At 72.0% G+C, this 19,471-nt stretch carries 26 protein-coding genes and 1 riboswitch; of the genes, 5 read left to right on the top strand and 21 right to left on the bottom strand.

Annotated features, from left to right (window positions below; all coding sequences use genetic code 11):
• Window positions 1-15: 15 nt before the first annotated feature.
• A riboswitch (glycine riboswitch) is annotated at window positions 16-114 on the bottom strand.
• A 63-nt stretch (window positions 115-177) separates the two neighbouring features.
• Window positions 178-1,023, bottom strand: coding sequence for an NAD-dependent protein deacetylase (locus ACFY1S_RS18090; protein ID WP_387119056.1), 846 nt, complete (start codon window positions 1,021-1,023; stop codon window positions 178-180).
• A 40-nt stretch (window positions 1,024-1,063) separates the two neighbouring features.
• The gene (locus ACFY1S_RS18085) at window positions 1,064-2,131 is read right to left on the bottom strand and encodes a MerR family transcriptional regulator (RefSeq protein ID WP_387119053.1); all 1,068 of its coding nucleotides are present in this window, start codon (window positions 2,129-2,131) and stop codon (window positions 1,064-1,066) included.
• Window positions 2,132-2,239: 108 nt separating this feature from the next.
• Here ACFY1S_RS18085 and ACFY1S_RS18080 point away from each other — a divergent pair, with 108 nt between their 5' ends.
• Window positions 2,240-2,896, top strand: a complete 657-nt coding sequence (locus ACFY1S_RS18080; RefSeq protein WP_387119050.1) for an SDR family oxidoreductase — start codon at window positions 2,240-2,242, stop codon at window positions 2,894-2,896.
• 165 nt (window positions 2,897-3,061) lie between these two features.
• Here ACFY1S_RS18080 and ACFY1S_RS18075 read toward each other — a convergent pair whose 3' ends face one another.
• From ACFY1S_RS18075 to ACFY1S_RS18005, 15 genes are all read right to left on the bottom strand, one after another.
• Window positions 3,062-3,751 (bottom strand): DivIVA domain-containing protein, encoded by a 690-nt coding sequence (locus tag ACFY1S_RS18075; RefSeq protein ID WP_387119047.1) that lies wholly within the window; start codon window positions 3,749-3,751, stop codon window positions 3,062-3,064.
• Window positions 3,748-4,929, bottom strand: coding sequence for a globin domain-containing protein (locus tag ACFY1S_RS18070; RefSeq protein WP_387119044.1), 1,182 nt, complete (start codon window positions 4,927-4,929; stop codon window positions 3,748-3,750). Before ACFY1S_RS18070 ends, ACFY1S_RS18075 begins: the two co-directional genes overlap by 4 nt.
• A 2-nt stretch (window positions 4,930-4,931) precedes the next feature.
• Window positions 4,932-5,330, bottom strand: coding sequence for a group 1 truncated hemoglobin (locus ACFY1S_RS18065; RefSeq protein WP_387119041.1), 399 nt, complete (start codon window positions 5,328-5,330; stop codon window positions 4,932-4,934).
• A 356-nt stretch (window positions 5,331-5,686) separates the two neighbouring features.
• The gene (locus tag ACFY1S_RS18060; RefSeq protein WP_387119038.1) at window positions 5,687-6,283 is read right to left on the bottom strand and encodes a MerR family transcriptional regulator; all 597 of its coding nucleotides are present in this window, start codon (window positions 6,281-6,283) and stop codon (window positions 5,687-5,689) included.
• 180 nt (window positions 6,284-6,463) lie between these two features.
• The gene (locus ACFY1S_RS18055; RefSeq protein ID WP_007460347.1) at window positions 6,464-6,928 is read right to left on the bottom strand and encodes a bifunctional nuclease family protein; all 465 of its coding nucleotides are present in this window, start codon (window positions 6,926-6,928) and stop codon (window positions 6,464-6,466) included.
• A 184-nt stretch (window positions 6,929-7,112) separates the two neighbouring features.
• Entirely contained in the window at window positions 7,113-7,811 is a 699-nt protein-coding gene (locus tag ACFY1S_RS18050) for a MerR family transcriptional regulator (protein ID WP_364366137.1), read from the bottom strand.
• A 50-nt stretch (window positions 7,812-7,861) separates the two neighbouring features.
• The gene (locus ACFY1S_RS18045) at window positions 7,862-8,314 is read right to left on the bottom strand and encodes an FHA domain-containing protein (RefSeq protein WP_007071101.1); all 453 of its coding nucleotides are present in this window, start codon (window positions 8,312-8,314) and stop codon (window positions 7,862-7,864) included.
• Between the two features lie 214 nt (window positions 8,315-8,528).
• Complete coding sequence (gcvH, locus tag ACFY1S_RS18040) at window positions 8,529-8,909, bottom strand: glycine cleavage system protein GcvH (protein ID WP_139582086.1); 381 nt, start codon at window positions 8,907-8,909, stop codon at window positions 8,529-8,531.
• A gap of 59 nt (window positions 8,910-8,968) precedes the next feature.
• Window positions 8,969-10,015: a DUF881 domain-containing protein gene (locus ACFY1S_RS18035; RefSeq protein ID WP_387119034.1), complete on the bottom strand. Its 1,047-nt coding sequence runs from the start codon at window positions 10,013-10,015 to the stop codon at window positions 8,969-8,971.
• 11 nt (window positions 10,016-10,026) lie between these two features.
• On the bottom strand, window positions 10,027-10,359 hold the full coding sequence (locus ACFY1S_RS18030; protein WP_007460356.1) for a small basic family protein: 333 nt from the start codon (window positions 10,357-10,359) through the stop codon (window positions 10,027-10,029).
• Window positions 10,356-11,300: a DUF881 domain-containing protein gene (locus tag ACFY1S_RS18025; protein ID WP_387119030.1), complete on the bottom strand. Its 945-nt coding sequence runs from the start codon at window positions 11,298-11,300 to the stop codon at window positions 10,356-10,358. The genes ACFY1S_RS18030 and ACFY1S_RS18025 overlap by 4 nt, the downstream gene beginning before the upstream one ends.
• On the bottom strand, window positions 11,297-11,929 hold the full coding sequence (locus ACFY1S_RS18020; protein ID WP_387119027.1) for a CDP-alcohol phosphatidyltransferase family protein: 633 nt from the start codon (window positions 11,927-11,929) through the stop codon (window positions 11,297-11,299). Before ACFY1S_RS18020 ends, ACFY1S_RS18025 begins: the two co-directional genes overlap by 4 nt.
• Before the next feature lie 286 nt (window positions 11,930-12,215).
• Complete coding sequence (locus ACFY1S_RS18015) at window positions 12,216-12,680, bottom strand: MarR family winged helix-turn-helix transcriptional regulator (protein ID WP_387119024.1); 465 nt, start codon at window positions 12,678-12,680, stop codon at window positions 12,216-12,218.
• Window positions 12,681-12,736: 56 nt separating this feature from the next.
• On the bottom strand, window positions 12,737-13,915 hold the full coding sequence (locus ACFY1S_RS18010) for a PP2C family protein-serine/threonine phosphatase (RefSeq protein ID WP_387119021.1): 1,179 nt from the start codon (window positions 13,913-13,915) through the stop codon (window positions 12,737-12,739).
• Window positions 13,916-13,982: 67 nt separating this feature from the next.
• On the bottom strand, window positions 13,983-14,729 hold the full coding sequence (locus ACFY1S_RS18005) for an SAM-dependent methyltransferase (protein ID WP_387119017.1): 747 nt from the start codon (window positions 14,727-14,729) through the stop codon (window positions 13,983-13,985).
• 113 nt (window positions 14,730-14,842) lie between these two features.
• Here ACFY1S_RS18005 and ACFY1S_RS18000 point away from each other — a divergent pair, with 113 nt between their 5' ends.
• The 3 genes from ACFY1S_RS18000 to ACFY1S_RS17990 all read left to right on the top strand — a co-directional run bounded on the left by ACFY1S_RS18000 (window position 14,843) and on the right by ACFY1S_RS17990 (window position 16,481).
• The gene (locus ACFY1S_RS18000; RefSeq protein ID WP_387119014.1) at window positions 14,843-15,724 is read left to right on the top strand and encodes a universal stress protein; all 882 of its coding nucleotides are present in this window, start codon (window positions 14,843-14,845) and stop codon (window positions 15,722-15,724) included.
• 71 nt (window positions 15,725-15,795) lie between these two features.
• A complete protein-coding gene (locus tag ACFY1S_RS17995; RefSeq protein ID WP_007460364.1) occupies window positions 15,796-16,008 on the top strand; it encodes a hypothetical protein in 213 nt (70 codons plus the stop codon).
• Window positions 16,005-16,481 (top strand): hypothetical protein, encoded by a 477-nt coding sequence (locus ACFY1S_RS17990; RefSeq protein WP_387119011.1) that lies wholly within the window; start codon window positions 16,005-16,007, stop codon window positions 16,479-16,481. Before ACFY1S_RS17995 ends, ACFY1S_RS17990 begins: the two co-directional genes overlap by 4 nt.
• Here the strand turns inward: ACFY1S_RS17990 and ACFY1S_RS17985 are convergent.
• The gene (locus tag ACFY1S_RS17985; protein WP_387119008.1) at window positions 16,478-16,729 is read right to left on the bottom strand and encodes a hypothetical protein; all 252 of its coding nucleotides are present in this window, start codon (window positions 16,727-16,729) and stop codon (window positions 16,478-16,480) included. The genes ACFY1S_RS17990 and ACFY1S_RS17985 overlap by 4 nt on opposite strands.
• 86 nt (window positions 16,730-16,815) lie before the next feature.
• Between ACFY1S_RS17985 and ACFY1S_RS17980 the strand changes: the two genes are divergently transcribed.
• On the top strand, window positions 16,816-17,466 hold the full coding sequence (locus tag ACFY1S_RS17980) for a hypothetical protein (RefSeq protein ID WP_364364901.1): 651 nt from the start codon (window positions 16,816-16,818) through the stop codon (window positions 17,464-17,466).
• Window positions 17,467-17,469: 3 nt separating this feature from the next.
• Here the strand turns inward: ACFY1S_RS17980 and ACFY1S_RS17975 are convergent, their stop codons facing one another.
• The 3 genes from ACFY1S_RS17975 to ACFY1S_RS17965 form a co-directional block, all read right to left on the bottom strand.
• Complete coding sequence (locus tag ACFY1S_RS17975; protein WP_387119005.1) at window positions 17,470-17,655, bottom strand: hypothetical protein; 186 nt, start codon at window positions 17,653-17,655, stop codon at window positions 17,470-17,472.
• Window positions 17,656-17,727: 72 nt separating this feature from the next.
• Window positions 17,728-19,005 (bottom strand): hemolysin family protein, encoded by a 1,278-nt coding sequence (locus ACFY1S_RS17970; protein ID WP_387119002.1) that lies wholly within the window; start codon window positions 19,003-19,005, stop codon window positions 17,728-17,730.
• 78 nt (window positions 19,006-19,083) lie between these two features.
• Window positions 19,084-19,281: a hypothetical protein gene (locus tag ACFY1S_RS17965; protein WP_364364895.1), complete on the bottom strand. Its 198-nt coding sequence runs from the start codon at window positions 19,279-19,281 to the stop codon at window positions 19,084-19,086.
• Between the last annotated feature and the right edge of the window lie 190 nt (window positions 19,282-19,471).

The raw sequence follows: 19,471 nt of genomic DNA, 5'->3' as shown, positions 1-19,471 counted from the left end.
GGGTGCTCCACAGTGCCTGCCCACGAGGTCCTTTTGCCTGAGAGGTTCCGGGGAGGATTTGCCCCTTCGGCGCCGCCCCGGGTGCTGTCGGGCGGTCTCTCCCACGTGGGTGCTACCGGCACGGTCAACGCTACCAGCGCCGGTGTTTCCGGCAGATGTCCTACCCCCGGGTGGCTGTCACACGGGCGCGGGCGCGCCGCCGGTGACCCGCTCGGCCAGAGCCGGCAGCAGTGACCCCAGCGGCGCGTCGAGGCATACCGTGGCGTACCCGTCACCGCGGGTCGGCCCCTGGTTGACGATCGCCACCGGAATGTCGCGTTTCGCCGCGTGGATCACGAACCGGCGGCCCGACATCACCGTCAACGACGAGCCGAGGACCAGCACCGTGCGGGCCTGCTCCACGAGTGCGAAGCACCGCGCCACCCGCGGCGGCGGCACCGTCTCGCCGAAGAACACCACGTCGGGTTTCAACATGCCGGTGCCGCAGATCCCGCAGTCCACCGGCCGGAACGCCGCCACCTGCTCATCGGGGAGATCAACATCACCGTCCGGGTTGACCGCCGCGACACGGGCCACGAAGTCCGGGTTGGCCTCGCGCAGCCGCCGGTCCACCTCCTCCCGGGAGGTCAGGTTGCCGCAGTCCAGGCAGGTCACCTCGTCCAGGCGGCCGTGCAACTCGACGACCGACCCGCTGCCGGCCGCGCCGTGCAACCCGTCGACGTTCTGGGTGATCACCGCGTCGACCAGGCCGGCCTGTTGCAGCCGCGCCACCGCCCGGTGCCCGGCGTTCGGCGCCGCCCGCGCGATCAACCGCCACCCCAGGTGGCTGCGCGCCCAGTACCGCCGCCGGGCGAGAGGATCACGGGTGAACGCCTGGAACGTCATGGGGGTGTGGCGGCGGGCCACTCCACTGGGCCCCCGGTAGTCAGGGATGCCCGACTCGGTGGACAGGCCCGCCCCGCTGAGCACCACCACCCGACCGCCGGCCACCAGCGAGATCAACGCGTCCAGACTCTCCGTCACCCTTTCATGCTGCCTCAACGCGCCCGGCGGCGGCGAACTGCTACACCGCGGCGACGTCGGCGACGACGCAGGCGATGTTGTCGGGCGCCCCCACCTGCGTCGCCAGAGCGATCAGCTCCCGTACCGCGTGCGCCGGGTCGGTCGCCGCGCCCAGCGTCCCGGCGAGGGCGGCCCGGTCGACGACCGCGGACAACCCGTCGGAGCACAGCAGGTACCGGTCACCGGGCAGGGCCGTGCGCAGCGCGAGATCCGCCTCGACGCGCGGGCCCCCGCCCAGAGCGCGTACCAGCACCGCGCGCCGCGGATGCGCCTGCGCCTCGTCCCGGCCGAGCCTGCCCTGATCGACCTGGGTCTGCACCCAGGTGTGGTCCTGGGTGAGCAGCGACAGCTCACCGCCGCGCAGCAGGTACGCCCGGGTGTCACCGATGTGCACGAGCGCCAACTGCGAGCCGCTGAGCAGCAGCGCGGTCAGCGTGGTGGCCGGCTGATGCTCGTCGGTGGCCAGGGCGCGCACGGTGGCGTCGGCGTCGGTCACCGCACCGGCCAGCATCGCCAGCAGCTCGGCCGCCGGCACGTCGGTCAGCTCCAACGCCCGCAGCGCCTCGATGGCGGCGGCGCTGGCGGCAGCGCCACCAGGTCCCCGCACGCCGTCGGCGACCGCGAGCAACCGCTCACCGGCGTACGCGGCGTCCTCGTTGCTGTCGCGCACCACGCCGACGTCGCAGCCAGCGGCGCAGCGCACCACAAGAGTGTGATTCGAACCAGACACGGTGGTACCCCTTTGGGACAGGTGATCCACGAGGATGGCGGCGACCCGCGCCCGGGCCGCGGTGTCGACGGTGACCTGCCGCCAGTACGCGGTGATCACCTCCGCGGCCGCCGCGGGCTCCAGCGCGCACACGGTGCGGACCGTCGCCAGCGGCATCCCGATACGACGCAGCCGCGCCACCAGACGGGCAAGCGGCACCTGCTTTCGGTCGTAGAGCCGATATCCGGACTCCGGATCGACAGCGGCCGGCCGCAGCACCCCCACCTGGTCGTACAGGCGCAACGCCTTGGGTGTCAGCCCCGCCGCCCGGGCGAACGCCCCGATGGTCAACAACCCCATGTCGGCATCCTCCTCGTGCCGGTCACGGCGACCGGCACGACCCAGACTGGGGGTTACCCAAAGGTCAAGGTCAAGCCCGCGACCCCGACCACCGGTACGTTGGGACGTATGCGCACCGTCATCGCCGGAGGCCACGGCAAGATCGCCCTGCTGCTGGAACGCCACCTCGCCGAGCGCGGTGACACCGCCGTCGGCCTGATCCGCAACCCCGCCCAGGCCGACGCGCTGCGCGCCGCCGGCGCCACACCTGTCGTCTGCGACCTGGAACACAGCGACGTCACCGACCTCGCCGCGCACCTCGCCGGCGCCGACGCGGTGATCTTCGCCGCCGGCGCGGGCCCCGGCAGCGGCGCCGCCCGCAAGGACACCGTCGACCGGGGTGCCGCCGCGCTGCTCGCCGACGCCGCCACCCACGCCGGTGTCCGCCGCTACCTGCTGGTCTCCTCGATGGGTGTGGACGACCCGCCGGCCGCCGGCACCGACGAGGTGTGGGCGGCGTACCTGCTCGCCAAGCGGGCCGCCGAGGACGACCTGCGCGCCCGCGACCTGGACTGGACGGTCCTGCGACCCGGGCGGCTCACCGACGACGCCCCCACCGGGCTCGTCACCCTCACCCGCCACGCCGGGCGTGGTGCGGTCACCCGCGCCGACGTCGCCCACGTCCTCGCCGCGCTGCTCGACGAGCCACGCACCGCCGGCGCGACACTGGAACTCGTCAACGGGCCCACGCCGATCGCCGACGCCGTACGCGCCGCCGCCGGCTGACCCTTCTCACCTCGACGGCGTTGAACCTGATGCGCTCCGCCGTGCTGCCCACCTCAGACACCAAGGACCAGGAGGCCGCCCGGACGCCCCGCCGGTGACCAGGCCGACCTCCCGCCGACCGGCAGCGGGGTGGGACCCGCCCGACGGCGGACCCCACCCCGACAGTCACCGCTGGTGGTGCCGCGGCAACGCCGCCTGCCCCGCGGCGAACGGCGCACCGGGCGTCTCCTTCGCGATCCGATCCATCGTGCGCGCCAACTGCTCACTGCCGTCGTCGAGATACCGCGCCGCCGCCTGCATGTGCGACACCATCATCTCCCCGAAGATCCGCAACGCCTCCCGGGTCGCCACCGTGTCGTCGAAGCTCGCACCCGCCGAACTGCGGTAATCAGCCACCGCCCGCTCGGCCTCCTGCTTCGCCTCCTCCGCCGCGGCGCGCATGTAACTCTCGTACTGCATCCGCGCGTACTCGGCGACCCGCCGCGCGTAATCGTGCGCCTGCGCGATGATCTGCTCCGCCTCCCGCTGCGCCGCGGAGAGCAGATTCACCTCCTTCGCCGCCGGCACCTTCGCCGCGGCGTTGCCCGCGCTCGGAATCACCCCGTGCCGGTGCAACTCCACCCGGTCGGTGAGCCGCTCGTTCTCCGCCCGCAGAGTGGCGATCTGCGTCGCCAGCAGATCCAACTCGTCGGCCACCTGCACCCGGAACCGGTCCACGTCGGCGTTGTCGTAACCGCGCCGCGCGAACGGCGCCGTACCGAACTCCCACCGCCGCACCCGGTCCGCGGTCATCCGGACGTGCACCCCACCGGACACCTGCACACCGTCGTACCGACTGATCGGCGTCGCGCTCACCTGAGCCCACCTCCGGAAGTGTCACCGACGGTCGACTGACCCACCGCCGTCCGCCAAGCCGGGCCGTACCACTGCTTGCCCAACCCCTCGTGATGCACCTGCCCCGGGTGGTAACCCGCCCGAGCCAACGCCTGCGCCGCGTGCGAAACCATCTCGTCCGACCCGCACACGTACACATGCCGGGACCGCCAGTCACCGTCGGCCAACGCCCGGTCCACCGCGTGCACGAACTCCCCCGGCCGGGCCCCGTCGGCGCCCACCACGTAGGTCACCGTCAACCACGGGTACGACGACGCCAACTTGTCGATCGCGTCGCTGTCGTAGAACTCGCTGCGCGACCGCGCACCCACGTACAGATCCACCCGGCGGCGTGAACCCTCCGCGGCGACCTGCTCCACCAACGCCTTCACCGGCGCCCAACCCGTACCGGAGGCCACCAGCAGCAGATCGCTCGAACCCGCCGCCCACAACCCCAGCCGGTCCCCCACCGGCGCCGCCAGGTGGATCCGGTCCCCCACCGACGACCCGTACACCAGCCGTGAGGACACCGCGCCACCCGGCGCGGCCCGTACATGCAACTCCAACGTGCCGTCCGAACGCGGCGCGTTCGCCGGCGAGTAGTACCGCCACGACCGCACCGACGGATGCGACACACCGATCGACTGCCCGGCCGTGAACGGCAACAGGTACTGCGGACGCACCGTCAACACCGCCACGTCGAACGCCCGCCGCTCGTGCGCCACGATCTCCGCCACCCACCACGGCGGGTTCACCGCCTCGGCGGCCTGCGCGGCCTCGGTCATCACCTGCGCGACCAGCCCGTACGCGGCCGCCCAGTCCTGCGCCAACTCGTCGGTCCACTGCTCGGCCAGGAAATGCTGCAACGTCGCCAGCAACGCCTCACCGACGGCCGGGTAATGCTCGGCGCGCACCGCGAACTTGCGGTGATCCGCGCCGAGGTCCTGCAGGAAACCCACAAGCCGATCCACCTGGTCCACGTTGGACACGATGTGCCCCAACGCGGTCACGAGACGGTCCCGCTGCCCCGCCATGTTCGTGGGGAACATCTGCCGCGTCTCGGGATGGGCCAGGAACAACGTCGAATAGAAATAGAGCGGCACCTGATCACCGTGCTCGGCGACCAGGGACCAACTCTGCTTGAGTCGGGCCGCGTCCACGCTCAGACGCCCGGACGGTTCCCGGAGGCCACGACCTGGTCCTGCACCTCACCCAGCACCGTCTGCACGTGCGCCAGAATGTCGGCCGGCACACCCAGCTCGGTGAGCGTCGCGGTCAGGTGCTCACCCACCTTCACGTAGTGCTCCACCGGAATGTTCAGCGGCTGGTGAGCCTCGGCCAAACCACGACCGGCGTACTCGTTGGGCCCACCCAGCACCACCGTCAACATCAACGTCAGGTGTCGCCGCTGACCCGCCATGTCCACAGTGGTGAAGTAACCAGCCAACTCCGGATCGGCGAGCACCCGCCCGTAGAACAGATCGACGGCCGCCTTGACCGAACTGGCACCGCCGATGCGGTCGTAGTGCGAAGCGGGAGCGGCTTCTTCGGTAACCGTCACGGTCTTTCCTTCCGAGGTGAGGGGCGCGCGGCGTCGGCGCGGAGGGGCAACGGCCCACCCGGGCGACACCGTCGTGCCACGGCGACACACCGGGGACCGTGACGGACCATAGCGTGCCGACGGCCGTCGGTCAGCGCCCCCCTATCGGGTTCCCGACAGGACGCCAGCACACACCGTCACCGCAACCGACACACCATCCACAGTCGGCCACCAACACGGCACCCAGAGTCATCCACATAGGACACACCACCCCGCGGAATCGCGCCACGGCGGCTATGCTGACCTACAGTCACCAACCAGCGCCACAGAAGCAGGCCGCAAAAAAACCGGGCGAGTCCACAACCCGGAACCGGCGATCAGCCCGCCCGCCGCCGCGCCCGCCGCGCCGCCAACTCGTCACCCACCGGATCCGACTCCGGCACCACCACGGGCTCCGCCGGACCACTCGCCGCCGGCTCCGCCGGCAGATGCGACAACGACCCCTGGATCTCCTTGAAAGCCCCACCGATCGCGATACCGAAGACACCCTGGCCACCCTGCAACAGGTCGACCACCTCCTCCGGGGACCGGCACTCGTACACAGTCGTCCCGTCGGAGATCAGCGTGATGCCGGCCAGATCCTCCACACCACGCGACCGCAGCGCCTCGATCGCCTTACGGATGTTCTGCAGGGACACCCCCGCGTCCAACAACCGCTTCACGACCTTCAACACCACAAGGTCCCGGAACGAGTACAACCGCTGCGTCCCCGAACCCGACGCGTCCCGCACGCTCGGCACCACAAGCGTCGTACGCGCCCAGTAATCCAGCTGCCGGTAACTGATGCCCACCGCGTGGCACGCCGTCACACCCCGGTAGCCCACCGAACCGTCACCCTCAGCCGCCGAAGCCGGCGACGAGGCACCCGGCCCGCCCAACTGTGTACCCGGATCAGGATCCTGCGGCTCGTGCATCCGGACAACCTCCCCGTCTGTGCGGCGACGCGTCGTTTCCGGGACGCGCACCCCTCGACACGGCAACCCTATCGCCACCCTCAGGGGTTACCACGGAGGAACCGACGCGACACGCCGCGCAGCCACCGAGAAAGATCACCAACCACACGCCGGGCGTCACCGGCGCACGAGCAGAACCGGTCAGCCCGCGAAATCCTCCGGACGCACCTGCTCCAGGAACTCGCGGAACTTCTCCACCTCGTCCTCCTGCTCGTCCGGGATCACGATCCCCGCCTCGCTGAGGACCTGCTCCGCACAACGAATCGGCGCCCCGACACGCAACGCCAACGCGATCGAATCGCTCGGACGCGCCGACACCCGCACCCCATCGCCGATCAACAGATCCGCGTAGAAGACATTTTCCTTGAGCTCAGTGATCTCCACCGCCTGCAACGGCGCCTGCAGCGCCGCCAACACGTCACGCAAAAGATCATGCGTCAACGGCCGGGCAGGCTTGACCCCCTGCTGCTCATAGGCGATAGCCGTGGCCTCGACCGCGCCGATCCAGATCGGCAGATAGCGGTCGCCCTCGACCTCCCTGAGCAGGACGATCGGCTGGTTGCTGGGCAGCTCCACCCGAACTCCGACCACGCTCAGCTCGCGCACCGCCGCCTCCGTGTCGTCGTCAACCTACGTACCGCGCCCTTCCCTGCACCGTACACGGACCGCGACACGGTCGTCCCATGCGCAACAGCACCACGCCCGCGCAGGAAGGGGTTACCCCGGCAAGCCTACGGCACGCTTCCGGAAAGAGATCTTTCCGCTCCGCCGCCGCCCACCGAGGCCCCCGTCACCGACCCAACGTCGACCGCAGACCCACCCGCACCAACGCCGCGTGCAACTGCTCCGACAACGCCGCCAACTCCCGCGCCGTCTCCGCAGCCCGCGCCCGCGCCGCCGGATCACTCTGCCGCACCAACGGCGCCACCAACTGCGCGAACAAACCAACCTCCCGGTCCGCCGCCGTCCGATAACCCCGCAGATGCCGCGGCTCCAACCCGTACGCCGCCAACCCCGCAACCGCCGACGCGATGATCAACGCATCCGCGTCGTACCACCCAGGCGGATCCGGCACCAACACGCCGAGCCGCTCCAGCTCCACCAACGTCGACTCGTCGATCCCGCTGCGCGCCACCAGATCCGCCCGGCCGAGCCGCACCTGCGACTCGGCCGGCTCCGGCGACTCACGACCCGGCACCTCACCATCGGGACCCACCGCGACCAACGCCGGCCGCGTACGCCCCGGCTGCTCACCGGACGAATCCCACTCCGCCAACTGCTCACGGATCACCCGCAACGGCAGATACCTGTCGCGCTGCGCGGACAGCACAAACCGCAACCGCGCCACGTCGTCCCAGCTGTACTTCCGGTAACCCGCCGCCGTCCGCTGCGGCTCCACCAGACCCTCGGCCTCAAGGAACCGCAACTTCGAAATCGTCGTGTCCGGGAAATCCACCCGCAACTGACCCAGCACCTCGCCGATGCTCATCAGTGGCTGGGACCGGGCCGCCCCGGGTGGCGTGGAGGCCGCAGGCTCGTTCACCCCCGGCCGGCCTCCTCCTCCGGGCGCGGACCGGCGATGAACACCACCCGGAACTTACCGATCTGGACCTCGTCACCATTGCTCAACGTGGCCGCCTCGACCCGCTCACGATTCACGTACGTGCCGTTCAGGCTGCCCACGTCCCGCACCGTGAACGTCCCACCATCACGGTGGAACTCCGCGTGCCGACGCGACACCGTCACATCGTCGAGGAAGATGTCACTGTCCGGATGCCGGCCACTCGTCGTCACATCGTGGTCCAACAGGAACCGGGCACCCGCATTCGGGCCGCGACGAACCACCAGCAGCGCCATACCCGGCGGCAACGAACCGGACATCCGGCTCGGCACCACATCGGTGTCCGGCCCCTCCAGCACTTCGTCGAGCGAACCGAGATTGAGCGTCGAAGTGACGTCGAGCGGGGGGAACTCGTCGTCTGGGCGCGTCATGGGACCACCTCACGGATCTGTTCGGTCGGCGTCGGGTAATGGCGGGTCTGGCCGCCGGGCACATGCACACCCGGCGGCTGGCTCCCCGTGCCCGGGAAGGCAATTCCGCAACGCTCAACTATTGGGTTCTCGGTCGACTGGGCGAGCCTAGCCAGCGCCGAAATGCAGGGCAACCGGACGCGCGCAGACATCACACGCACCGGATCAAGCACACTCAGCCTTCGGTGATCTTCTGGTACGCAGCCGCCGTCAGCAACCCGTCCGTCGCCGTCGGATCGTTCGGAGTGATCTCCACCAACCAACCCGCACCGTACGGATCCGTGTTGATCAGCTCCGGCGTGTCACCCAACGCCTCATTACGCGCCGCCACCGTACCGGCAACAGGCGCGTAGATCTCCGACACGCTCTTGGTCGACTCGATCTCACCCAACGAGTCACCAGCCGCGACCACCGCACCCGCCTCGGGCAACTGCACGTACACGATGTCGCCCAACGCGTCCTGCGCGAAGTGCGTGATGCCGACCCGAACCGAACCGGTGCCGTCACCCGCCACCCACTCATGCTCGGCGGTGTATCGCAGATCCTCGGGAATCACCAGACGCGTCCTTCATCCATCGTGCCCCGGACCACCCGGGTCCGGCGCGGCCGCGCCGGTCAGGAGACCGGACGGGCGTGTTCCAACTTGATCGGCGCGTGCAGCGCCGAAACCTCGGCAACCTCACGCTCCCCAAACGTCACGTTACCGCCGTCACCCCGGACCGACGCCACCACCCCACCAGGAATGTTCAACGCCGTACGCATCGTCGCCGGATCACCGATCACCGTGATCGTGAACGGAGCCACCAACCGGCGCCCCTCCACCACGAGCGACCCGTTCTCCCCATCCAGGAAGAACGTCGACGCGATGATCCGCACCGTCGCCCGGTCACCACCGGAGATCTGCATCGCCTCCGCGCCCGCACCGCGCAGCTCCTGCACCGCGTCCAGCACCTGGTCGGCCGAGATCCGCTTACCACCGCTGGTGAACTGCACGGTCAACCCGGGCCCCACGGCCGGCAACGTCCCCGCCAGGATGCCCAGCTCGTCCGCCCGCCGCGTCGCCTCGTCCAAGGCCGCCTGACGACCCTGCTCACCCGAGGCCAACTGCCGCTGACTGTCCTCCAACGCCCGGATGTCCTGCTGCAGGCGACTCTCCCGCGCGTCCAGGTCCGACAGGATCCGCACCAGGTCCTCCTGACGCGTCGCCCCCAACGTCGGATCCGTCGACGTCGTCTTCAACTGCACCACGAGCGTGAAACCCAGCAACGCGAGCAACGCCACGATCATCACACCGGCCGTACTCAACCGGGACCGACCCGCCGACGCCGCCGGCTCCACGACCGGCGCCGCATCCTTCACCGACCCCGCGTCCTGCACTGGCGGCGCGTCCCGCACCGGCCGCGCCTCCGAAGGGCCCGACCCGGCCGACCGCGACACCCCGCCCAGGTCCACCGTCGCACCGTCGTCGACAGGCGCCACCACCGGCTCGTCCACCGACGGCACCGGCTCCTGCGGCACCGGCCCCTGCGGAGCCAGCGGACTCAACTCGTCCGGATCCGGCGCATCCGGCCGTGGATCCGGCTCACCCGCCGGGCCACCCGGACGCACCGGCCCCGCCGGCTGCGGCCAGCCCGTCCCCGTCTCGGTCTGCTCGTCGCTCATCGCATCCAAACCTACGCCCGGAACAGGTGCCGACGGATCGCCGCCACGTTGCCGAAGATACGCACACCGAGCACGACCACCACACCGGTGGACAACTGCCCGCCCACACCCAACTGATCACCCAGATAAACGATCAGACCGGCCACCAGCACGTTCGAGATGAACGACACCACGAACTGCTTGTCATCGAAGATCCGGTCCAGCTTGGCCCGAACGCCACCGAACACCGCGTCCAACGCGGCCACCACCGCGATCGGCAGGTACGGCTGCAACGCCGCCGGCACTGTGGGATCAAGCCACACACCGAGCACCACACCGGCGAGCAACGCCAGCACCGCGATCATCGACCACCTCCGGAGGGGCTGACGGTCGCCGGCGAACCAGACGACCCGGGACTGCCGGACCGGTCACCCGACACGGAAGGGCTCGGACTGACCGACGGCTTGGCGTAGCGTAGCTGCGGCTCCGGCGCCGCCGGCAGGGTGAGGTCATCCGCCTTGCGCACCCCGAACGACAGGCCCGTCTTCTGCGCCACCTCGCGCATCAGCGCCGCGTTACGACTGTCGTCGAACTTGCGCCGCATCGACGACGGGCCGATCGCCGACACCTCGTACGGCCCCGTCACCGGCCGGAAGTCCACAAGCATCGCCTCACCCGCCGACCGGATCGTCGACGTCGCCGTCAACCGCTGCCCGTTGATGGCGATCGCCTCCGCGCCGGCACTCCACAACGCGTTGGCCACCCCCTGCAGGTCGCTGTACAGCACCCGCGGCGGCCCGGCGCCGGCACCGGTGACCGCGTCCGCCTTGTCCGGCGCGTCCGCCAGACGCACCACCACACCGTCTCCGCGCACCCGACCCAGCCCGGTGCCCGCCTCCAGGTCCCGCAGCCGAGCCGCCGCCGTCCCACTCAACGCCGCGTCCCGCTGCCGGCTGACCTCCTCGCGCAGCTCGTCCGCCCGCGTGGACAACCGGTCGGTCTGACTCTCCCGCTCCTTGATCTGCGCCACCAGACCGGAGCGGGCCTGGCTCCGCCCCGGCTCGTCCGCCATCGTCTGCCGGTACGCCACCGCGAACAGGAAACCCAGCATCACCACCACGACCAGGCTGACCGAGCGCGTCGACCAGGCCCGCCAACCCCGGGCCGGTGGCGGCGACACCGCGCCACGACGGGCGGCCGCCGCGTCGGCGTACCCGGGATCCAGCGGGTTGCGGAACAACTCGGTGAGGAAGTCCGGCGCGTACACCCGGTCCTGCCGACCGCCCCCGGGCCGCGGCGCGCTCATGCCGCCGCTCCCGGGCCGCGCGCCGTGCGCACCAGCCGGTACGCCTGCACCACGTACATGCCGCCGGCCACCCAGTAGAGCACCAGACCCCACCAGGCCAGCCCCCAGCCGATCGCGGCCGTCGCCGTCGCCCCCGCGCTCCACTCGGTGGCCAACAACAGCACCGGGAACGCCGCGAGCAGCAGGAACGTGGCGGTCTTGCCGACGTAGTGCACGGGCGGCGGGCCGTAGCCGTAGCGGCGCAGCACCCCCAGCGAGCCGAGCAGCAGCAGCTCCCGGGCCAGCAGCGCCGCGGTGAACTGCCACGGCACCACCTCCCGGGCGGTGAACGCGACGAGCGTGGCGAGGATGTAGAGCCGGTCGGCGAGAGGGTCGAGCAGTTCCCCGAGGCGGCTCACCTGACGCAGCCGGCGGGCGATCCAACCGTCGACCCAGTCCGTGGTGCCGCCGACGGCCAGGACGACCACCGCCGCCACGTCCGCGCGGGACACCAGGAACAGGTAGAGGAAGAGAGGTACGCCCAGCAGCCGCCCGAAGCTGATCAGGTTGGGCAGGGTGAGCACCTGGTCGCCGGGAGTCTGCTCGCCGGTGTCTCGCGGATGCTCTGCCCGAGCCGGCCGAGGCGACACCGAACCTCCTTCGCGGCACGCTTCGATCCACCCGGGCGGGTGCCGAGGTCGTACGCGCTGTCGGGCCGGCCACCGCCGGCTCCCCCTACGGCCCCGGACGGGGCCTCTCCCCTGACGCGGCCCGCGATCTCGATGATCACGGGCCGGCTCAGTGCGCTGCCACTATATCGGGCTCCCGCTGACCTGCCTGGCCCTGCCGCTTAGCCGTTGGCGCGGCTCTGCCGCGTTGTGGCGTGGATCACCACGCGTAGAGCGTCCTAGGATACTCGTGGAAGAGGCCGACCGGTCAGGCCGTCTGGACCGCCGGGTCGGACTGCTGCTCCGGCACCGTCTGGGTCGCCGCCCGACCGAACGCCAGCAACGCCGCCAGGACGTCGTGCTGGGTACGGGGGGGCATCCGGTCCAGGACCACCTGCACCGCCCGTTGCCGCCGCTCGGCCAACTCCCCCAGGAGGGTCTGCGCCGCCGCCGTCAGCACCAGGCGCACCTCGCGTCGGTCCCGCGGGTCAGCGACCCGACGCAGAAGACCCGTCGCCTCCAGGCGGTCACAGAGCCGACTGGCCGAGGACGGCCCCACATCCAGCAGCTCGGCCAGGCGGTTGACGTTCGTCTCCGACCGGCCGCTGATCAGCATCAGCACCCGCAACTGGGTCGGTGGCACCTGATGACGCGCGGCCGCCGACTCGAGCACGGCGATCATCGTCTCGGCGGCCGCGGCGATCGCCGCGGCGAGATCCCCAGGTCGCTCCACCCGATGTCCCCTGCCGTCGTCGCGCTGGTGCCCACCCGACGGAGCGGCGGCGATCCTCACCCGCCGTTCCGCTCGCGCGGACCGTGCCAGTCCAGGCAGACCACGACCGCGTCGTCGCGCAGGTCGGAATCCGCGTGGTAGGCATGCAGTTCGCGCATCACCGTACCAACCGCCTCGGTCGGCGGCTGCAAGCGTGTGGCGCGCAGGGAACGCGCCATCGCCCGCTGCCCGTACGGCTCCTGCCCCGGCGGCTCGGCCGCCCACACCCCGTCGCTGACCACGAAGACGCGATCCCCCGGCTCGAGCTGGAACTCCTGAAGCTCGTAGCGGGTCTCCGCGAACATGCCCAGCGGCATCTGCTGCTCCACTTTCACCGGTTCGACCACCGCCCCGCGCAGGCGCAGCAGGTGCGGCGAACCGGCGTCGACCACCCGCACCCGCCCGGTGCGGGTGTCCACCTCCAGCAGCAGCGTGGCCACGTACCGGTGCCCCCGGTGCTGGTAGAAGACGGTGTCCGACGCGAGCTCCGCCTGCTCCACCAGGCCGCCCCCGGAACGGCGCGCGTTGCGCATCGCGTTCACCGTGACCGCCGTCAGCATCGACGCGGCCAGACCGCTGCCCTCGCCGTTGAGGACCGTCAGGGTGAGCCGGTCACCGTCGAGCGACCAGTCGAAGTGGTCACCGCCCACCGTGTACGCCGGCTCCAGTTGGCCGGCCAGGTGGAACGCGTGGTGCGACACGCTGCGCCCGGGCAGCAGGTCCCACTGCATCTCGGCGGCCATGCTCAGCCGCTCACGGCGGCGGGCCCGGCGGTAGCGGTCGGTCACCCGGTCCGCCGCCCGCATCGCCAGGGCGAGGGCCCCGGCGATCTCGGTGGCCCGGCCGGTGACGGCCGGACCCGGTGCCGAGGGCAGCTCGATGAGCAGCACGCCCAGCCGCTCCCCCCACGCCGTCAGGGGCAGGTACAGCCGGCACGGCCCCTCGTCGGTGATGTCGTGCACCGGTTGCTGGCTGCTGAAACAGCGCTGCGCCACGGTGTGACAGGCGAGGAACCCGGCCGCCGGCAGATCCGGATCCAGCACCGGCCACAGCCCGCTGATCCGGTAGTCGGCCACGAACACGTCCGTGCGTACGGCGCCCAGCGCCGAACGGATCGCGCGGTCCGCCGCCTCCGCCAGCTGGTCGGGCGGAGCCTCGCGCAACGCGCGCGACACCGCATCCGCCCCGTCCACCATGCGTCCTCCAGAAACTTGCTACAGGGCAAGCATCATACGGACGCCCCCGGACAGCCCGTCGCCGCGGTCACTCGTCGCCGCGCACCGCCAGCGCGCCGTAGAACGCGTCGGGCACCTCGGCCGGTACGCCGTCCGGGCGCCACCGGCCGACCGGCACGATCCCGTCCTCCGTCGGCGCCCACCGACCCAGCAGCGGCGCGAACGCGCTCGGCGGACGCATCCGGAACGTCGGCCCCATCATCGCCAGCGCCTGCGGATGGGCGGCCAACTCCTCGGTGTCGAAGTCCACGGCGAGCAGGCTGCCCGGCGCGGCGGCCTCGTACAACTCGTCGAAGGTGCGGGTCACCGTGTCGTCGTCGAGGAACGCGGCGAGCCCGAGGAACACCACCCCGACCGGCCGACGCCCCCACCCCGGGACGAACCGGTGCAGCTGCGCAGGGTCGATCGTGCCGATGTCGGTGGCGTCCCCGAAACCGTAGCCGGCCCGGTCACTGCCGGCGAGGATGCGCTGCCCGAGCCGGATGGTGACCGGGTCGACGTCGGTGTAGAGCACCGTCGCCTCGGCGGCGACCTCGTGCACGTTACCCATCGTGGGCACGCCCGCGCCGAAGACGAGGAAACCGTCCACGCCCTGCGCGGCGATCGCCCGCACCGCCCGCCCGAGGAACGCCCGCAGCTCCCGGAAGACCGGCGCGCACGGCCCGTACGCCTGCTCGAAGGCGGTCGCGGCGGCCACGTCCACAGGGAAGTGGTCGGCCCCACCGAGCCAGTAGTCGATCATGCGCGAGGTGCTCGGCTGATCCGGTTCGCCCATCGACGACGCTCCCTCTCGTCAGGTGGTCGCCAGCGTACCGACCCGGGCGCGCGGCGGTATGGCTGCGCCGCGCCCGGGTCGGGCGCGATAGTGGAACCGGCGGGAGGTGGCAGGTGAACTCGGCGAACAGCGCGGCGGTGGTGGTCGGCGTGGACGGCTCGGAGCCGTCCCTGCGCGCCGTGCGCCTCGCCGCCGCCGAGGCCGTGCGCAGGCGTCGGCCGCTGCGCGTGGTGCACGGGTTCATCTGGCCGCTGCTGCGGGTGCCGGACTCCCCCGCGCCGGGCGCCCCACCCGGCGGCGGGCTGCGCCACCAGGCCACGGAACTGGTCAGGGCCGCCGTGGACGAGGCCGAGGCGACCGCCCCCGGGCTGACGGTCACGCCCGAGATCATCGACGGCGAGGCGTCGGCCGTGCTGGTCGGCGAATCCCCCACCGCCGCCCTCATCGTGCTGGGCGACCGGGGGCTGGGCGGCTTCGCCGCGCTGGTGCTCGGCTCGGTGGCGGTCCAGGTCGCCGCGTACGCCGACTGCCCGGTGCTTGTGGCCCGCGGCGAGCAACGGCCCGACGAGCCGGTGGTGGTCGGGGTCGACGGCTCGGCGGCGTCCCGCCTCGCTGCGGAGTTCGCCGCCGAGACCGCCGAGGCGCGCGGCGTCGCGCTGCGGGCCGTGCGCGCCTACCGGCATCCGGGCAGCAGCGGCCCTGGCGACATGCAACCCCTGGTGTACGACGAGACGCGGCTGCACGACGAGCGGGAACGCGAACTGGCCGACTCCCTGGACGGGCTGGCCGAGCGCCACCCCGGCCTGCGGATGACCGGGCATGCGGTGCACGGCCGCGCCGGCGCCGTGCTCGCCGAGGCCTCAGGCGCCGCCCAACTGGTGGTGGTCGGCGGGCAGGGGCGCGGCGAGGTGAGCGGGTTGCTGCTGGGGTCGGTGAGCCAGTCCGTGCTGCACCACGCGCGGTGCCCGGTCGCTGTGGTGCGTGGCCCTGGCTGAGCCCCGGGGTTGGCCCGCCGCCAGACGGGTAGACGGCCGCGGTACGCCAACGGCGAGCAAGGAGGCGGCACATGCCAGGACCACGGCCGGGCAGTAACGCGTACGACAAGCAGCGGGCGCGGATGCGCAACGCGATCGACGACTCCGGACGGCGGGTACCCGACGGCAAGGCCAACCAGGTCGCCAACCGGATCCTGCAGGAGGATCGCGGCCAGCGGGGCGTGGTGCGCGGTGAGCGCACGTACGGCCCCAAGAGCGAGCGCGAACCGGGCGATCCGAAGTGAGGCGGGTGGATCTGGCCGACGGCGCCATCGCGGGCGCCGTCGGCAGCACCGCGCTGAACGTGGTCAGCTACCTCGACGTGGCGCTGCGGGCCCGCCCCGAGAGCGACGTCCCGGGTGAGACGGTGGACCGGCTGGCCGGCATCGCGCACGTGAGCCTGGGGTCCGGGGACCGGGCGGCCAACCGCCGCTCGGGCCTCGGCCCGTTGATCGGCTACGGGCTGGGCATCGCCGCGGGCGTCGCGTTCGCCCTCTACGCCGGTGGCCGTCGGCAGCCCCTGCCGCTGGCCACCGGGCTTCTCGGCGCCGGCGTGATGACCATGACCGACGGGTCCATCACGGCGCTGGGCATCAGTGATCCCCGCACCTGGCGGCGCTCCGACTGGATCTCCGACATCATTCCGCACCTGGCGTACGGGCTGACGGCCGCCGCCACCTGGAACAGGTTGCGGCGGCCGTCAGCCCGGCGTCGTTAGGCCCGGGTGTCGCTGTCGTCCTCGGCCACCGGCTCGCCGGCCGGGCCGTACGGCGACACCTGCCCCTTGGGCACCGGCCGGCCGGCGTCCCCGCGCGACGAGCCACGGTTGAGCGGGTGCCCGGTCGGCTTGGGCCCCTTGCTGTCCTGACTGGTGGCGCCCTTGGCGTTACGCCGGAGCTCCTCCTGCTGCGGGTTGACCACTGGTGTCTCCCTCCGGGTACGGCAGCCGGCGTCGACCGCCTCCACGGCGGCATACCCGCCCGGTCCGGCGGCATTCCGGGGCGCCGTCCGCCGGGAGGGCTAGTCGACTGCTGGGCGGGTACCCGTCGGGTGTGGGCGACGATCGGAACGTGGTGCGGGTCCTGCTGGACCGCCGTGGCGACACCTACGCGGAGGAGGCCGGCATCCGGCTCTCCGACCGACCCGGGCCGCTGTACCAGCTGCTGGTGCTCGCCACCCTGCTGAGCACCAGGATCCGGGCGTGCGTGGCGGTGGACGCCGCGCGGGAGCTGTTCGCCGCGGGCTACCGCACGCCGCAGGCGATGGAGGCGGCGAGCTGGCAGCAGCGGGTCGACGCGCTGGGTCGCGGGCACTACCGCCGCTACGACGAGCGCACAGCGACGATGCTCGGCACCGGCGCCCGGTTGTGCCTGGACCGCTGGCACGGTGACCTGCGGCGGCTGCACCGCGAGGCCCAGGGTGACCCGGCCGGGCTGCGCCGACGGCTCACCGAGTTCCCCGGGATCGGCCCCACAGGCGCCGACATCTACCTGCGCGAGGCGCAGACGGTCTGGCCCGACCTACGCCCGTACGCCGACCGCCGGGCCCTGGCCGGGGCGAAGCGGTTGGGCCTGCCGGGGTCGCCGGGCGGTCTGGCCGGGCTTGTCGACGAGCCGGACTTCGGCCGGCTGGCCTCGGCGCTGGTGCGGGTGGCGCTCGGCGAGGAGTCCGCAGGCGAGGTCACCCGCGTGGCGGCCCGCTGAGGCTCACTTGACCGTCTTGTCGCCCGGGCGGGTCAGGTGCCACACCAGCAGCGCGGCGAGCAGCGCCAGCACCACCACCCCGCCGGAGATGCCGCCGCCCTCCTCGGGGCTGCGGCCGGTGCTGCCGAAGTAGATCACCGCGAGGCCGGCCAGCACCGTGACGAACGTACGAAACCCTCGGTCCTTCACGTACCGCACGGTAGGCGAAGTGCAATCCGATTTGTGCCGTTTCAAGACTCGTGTCAGTCGTTCGGGTGGCCGTCAGCCCTCGGCGACGAACCCGCGCAGCCGCACCCGGCGTACCGCCCGGTCGGCGACCTCGACCACCTCGAGGGTCAGCCCGGGCAGGCGTACGACCTCCCCCGGCCCGGCGGGCAGGTGCCGCAGCCGCGCCAGCACCAGACCGGCCACGGTCGTGTACTCCCGCGACAGCGGGAAACTCAGCCGCACCCCCAGGTCGGGCAGGTCGTGCAGCGGGAAGTCCCCGGGCACCAGCAACGAACCGTCCGGTTCCCGGATCACGTCGTGCACGTCGCGGTCCGTCTCGTCGTACAGCTCGCCGACCACCTCGGCCAGCAGATCCTCAAGCGTCACCATGCCGTCGATGCCCCCGTGCTCGTCGACGACCAGGGCCAGCTGCTGGTGCTCCTGACGAAGCTGACGCAACGCGTCGGCGACCGGCAGGGTGACAGGTAGTAGCAGGGGCGCCCGCCCCCACTGCCCCACCGTGCCGCCACCGGCGCGCACCAGGTCCCGGATGTGCACGACACCTGTCACCTCGTCCAGGCCACCCGGCCCGGTGACCGGCGCGCGGGACCGCCCGGCCGAGGCCAGCCGACGGATTCCCTCGTCGGCGCGCAGACCGGCCGGCAGGGCGGTCACCTCCCGCCGGGGCACCAGGATCTCCCGCAGCGTCCGGCCGGCGATGTCGAACGCGCCGGTCAGGATCTCCCGCTGCTGCGCCGACAGGCCGCGCTGGCTGACCAGCATCTCGCGCAACTCGTCCTCGGTCATCTCCTCCCGGTTGGCGCGCGGGTCGCCGCCGGCCAGGCGCACCACGACGTCGGTGGCGCGGCTGAGCAGCCACACCGCCGGTCGGGACAGCCGGGCGAGCAGATCCAGCGGGCCGGCGCTGAGCAGGGCCCACCGTTCCGCCCGCTGCATCGCCAACCGCTTCGGCGCCAACTCCCCGAACACCAGCGTGACGAACGTCAGCAGCACCGTCACCACGAGCACCGCGGCCGGACGCGCCGCCGCGCCCAGGAAACCCAGCGGGCCGACCAACGGCTCGGCAAGTGACACCGCGGCCGCCGCCGACGCGAGGAAACCGGCAAGGGTGATGCCGAGCTGGATGGTGGCCAGGTAGCGGTTCGGGTCACGGGACAGCCGTACCAGCCGGTCACCCGAACGGGACCGCCTACCCAACCGACGCAACTGCCCCTCGCGCAGCGTCACCAACGCCATCTCGCTCCCGGACAGCGCGGCGTTGACCAGCACCAGGACGGCCACGAGGGCCACCTGTCCGAGCTGACCACCCATCGCGCACCCCCTCCAGCCGCCTGAGGTCACTCAACCGCAGCCGAGCCGGCCGTGGCCCGGTTTCCGGCGCTCCGGCGGTCAGTCGACCTCCAGGTCGTCGAGCGAGATGGAGTGGGTCATCAGCCAGCGGGCCAGCGCCGTCATGCCGAACAGCCACAGCGGCGCCGACTCGGTGGTGCCGTTCGTGGCGTAGATGGCGAACCGCAGATCCGGCGCTCGGTACGCCTCGATCCGCCACTGGTGCTGGCGGTCCCGCCAGACAGCGGAAGGGTCCATGGCGTCACCGTAGGTGACCGACGTCGGCCCAGGGGCCGGTTAGCCCGGCACCACCGTCGTCCCGCACAGCAGACGAGCGACGGACAGCAGCAGGGCGATCCCGGCCCCGCCCAGGATCAGCCAGCCGAAGCCACGCCAACCCGAGCCCCGGTCGGGGACCAGCGCCGACGGTGGCCGCCCAACGTCGGCG

It is taken from the genome of Micromonospora sp. NPDC000663, assembly GCF_042898105.1.
Lineage (GTDB): Bacteria > Actinomycetota > Actinomycetes > Mycobacteriales > Micromonosporaceae > Micromonospora.
The sequence above is the reverse complement of the archived record's forward strand: the minus strand, read 5'-3'. Positions and strand labels throughout refer to the sequence as shown.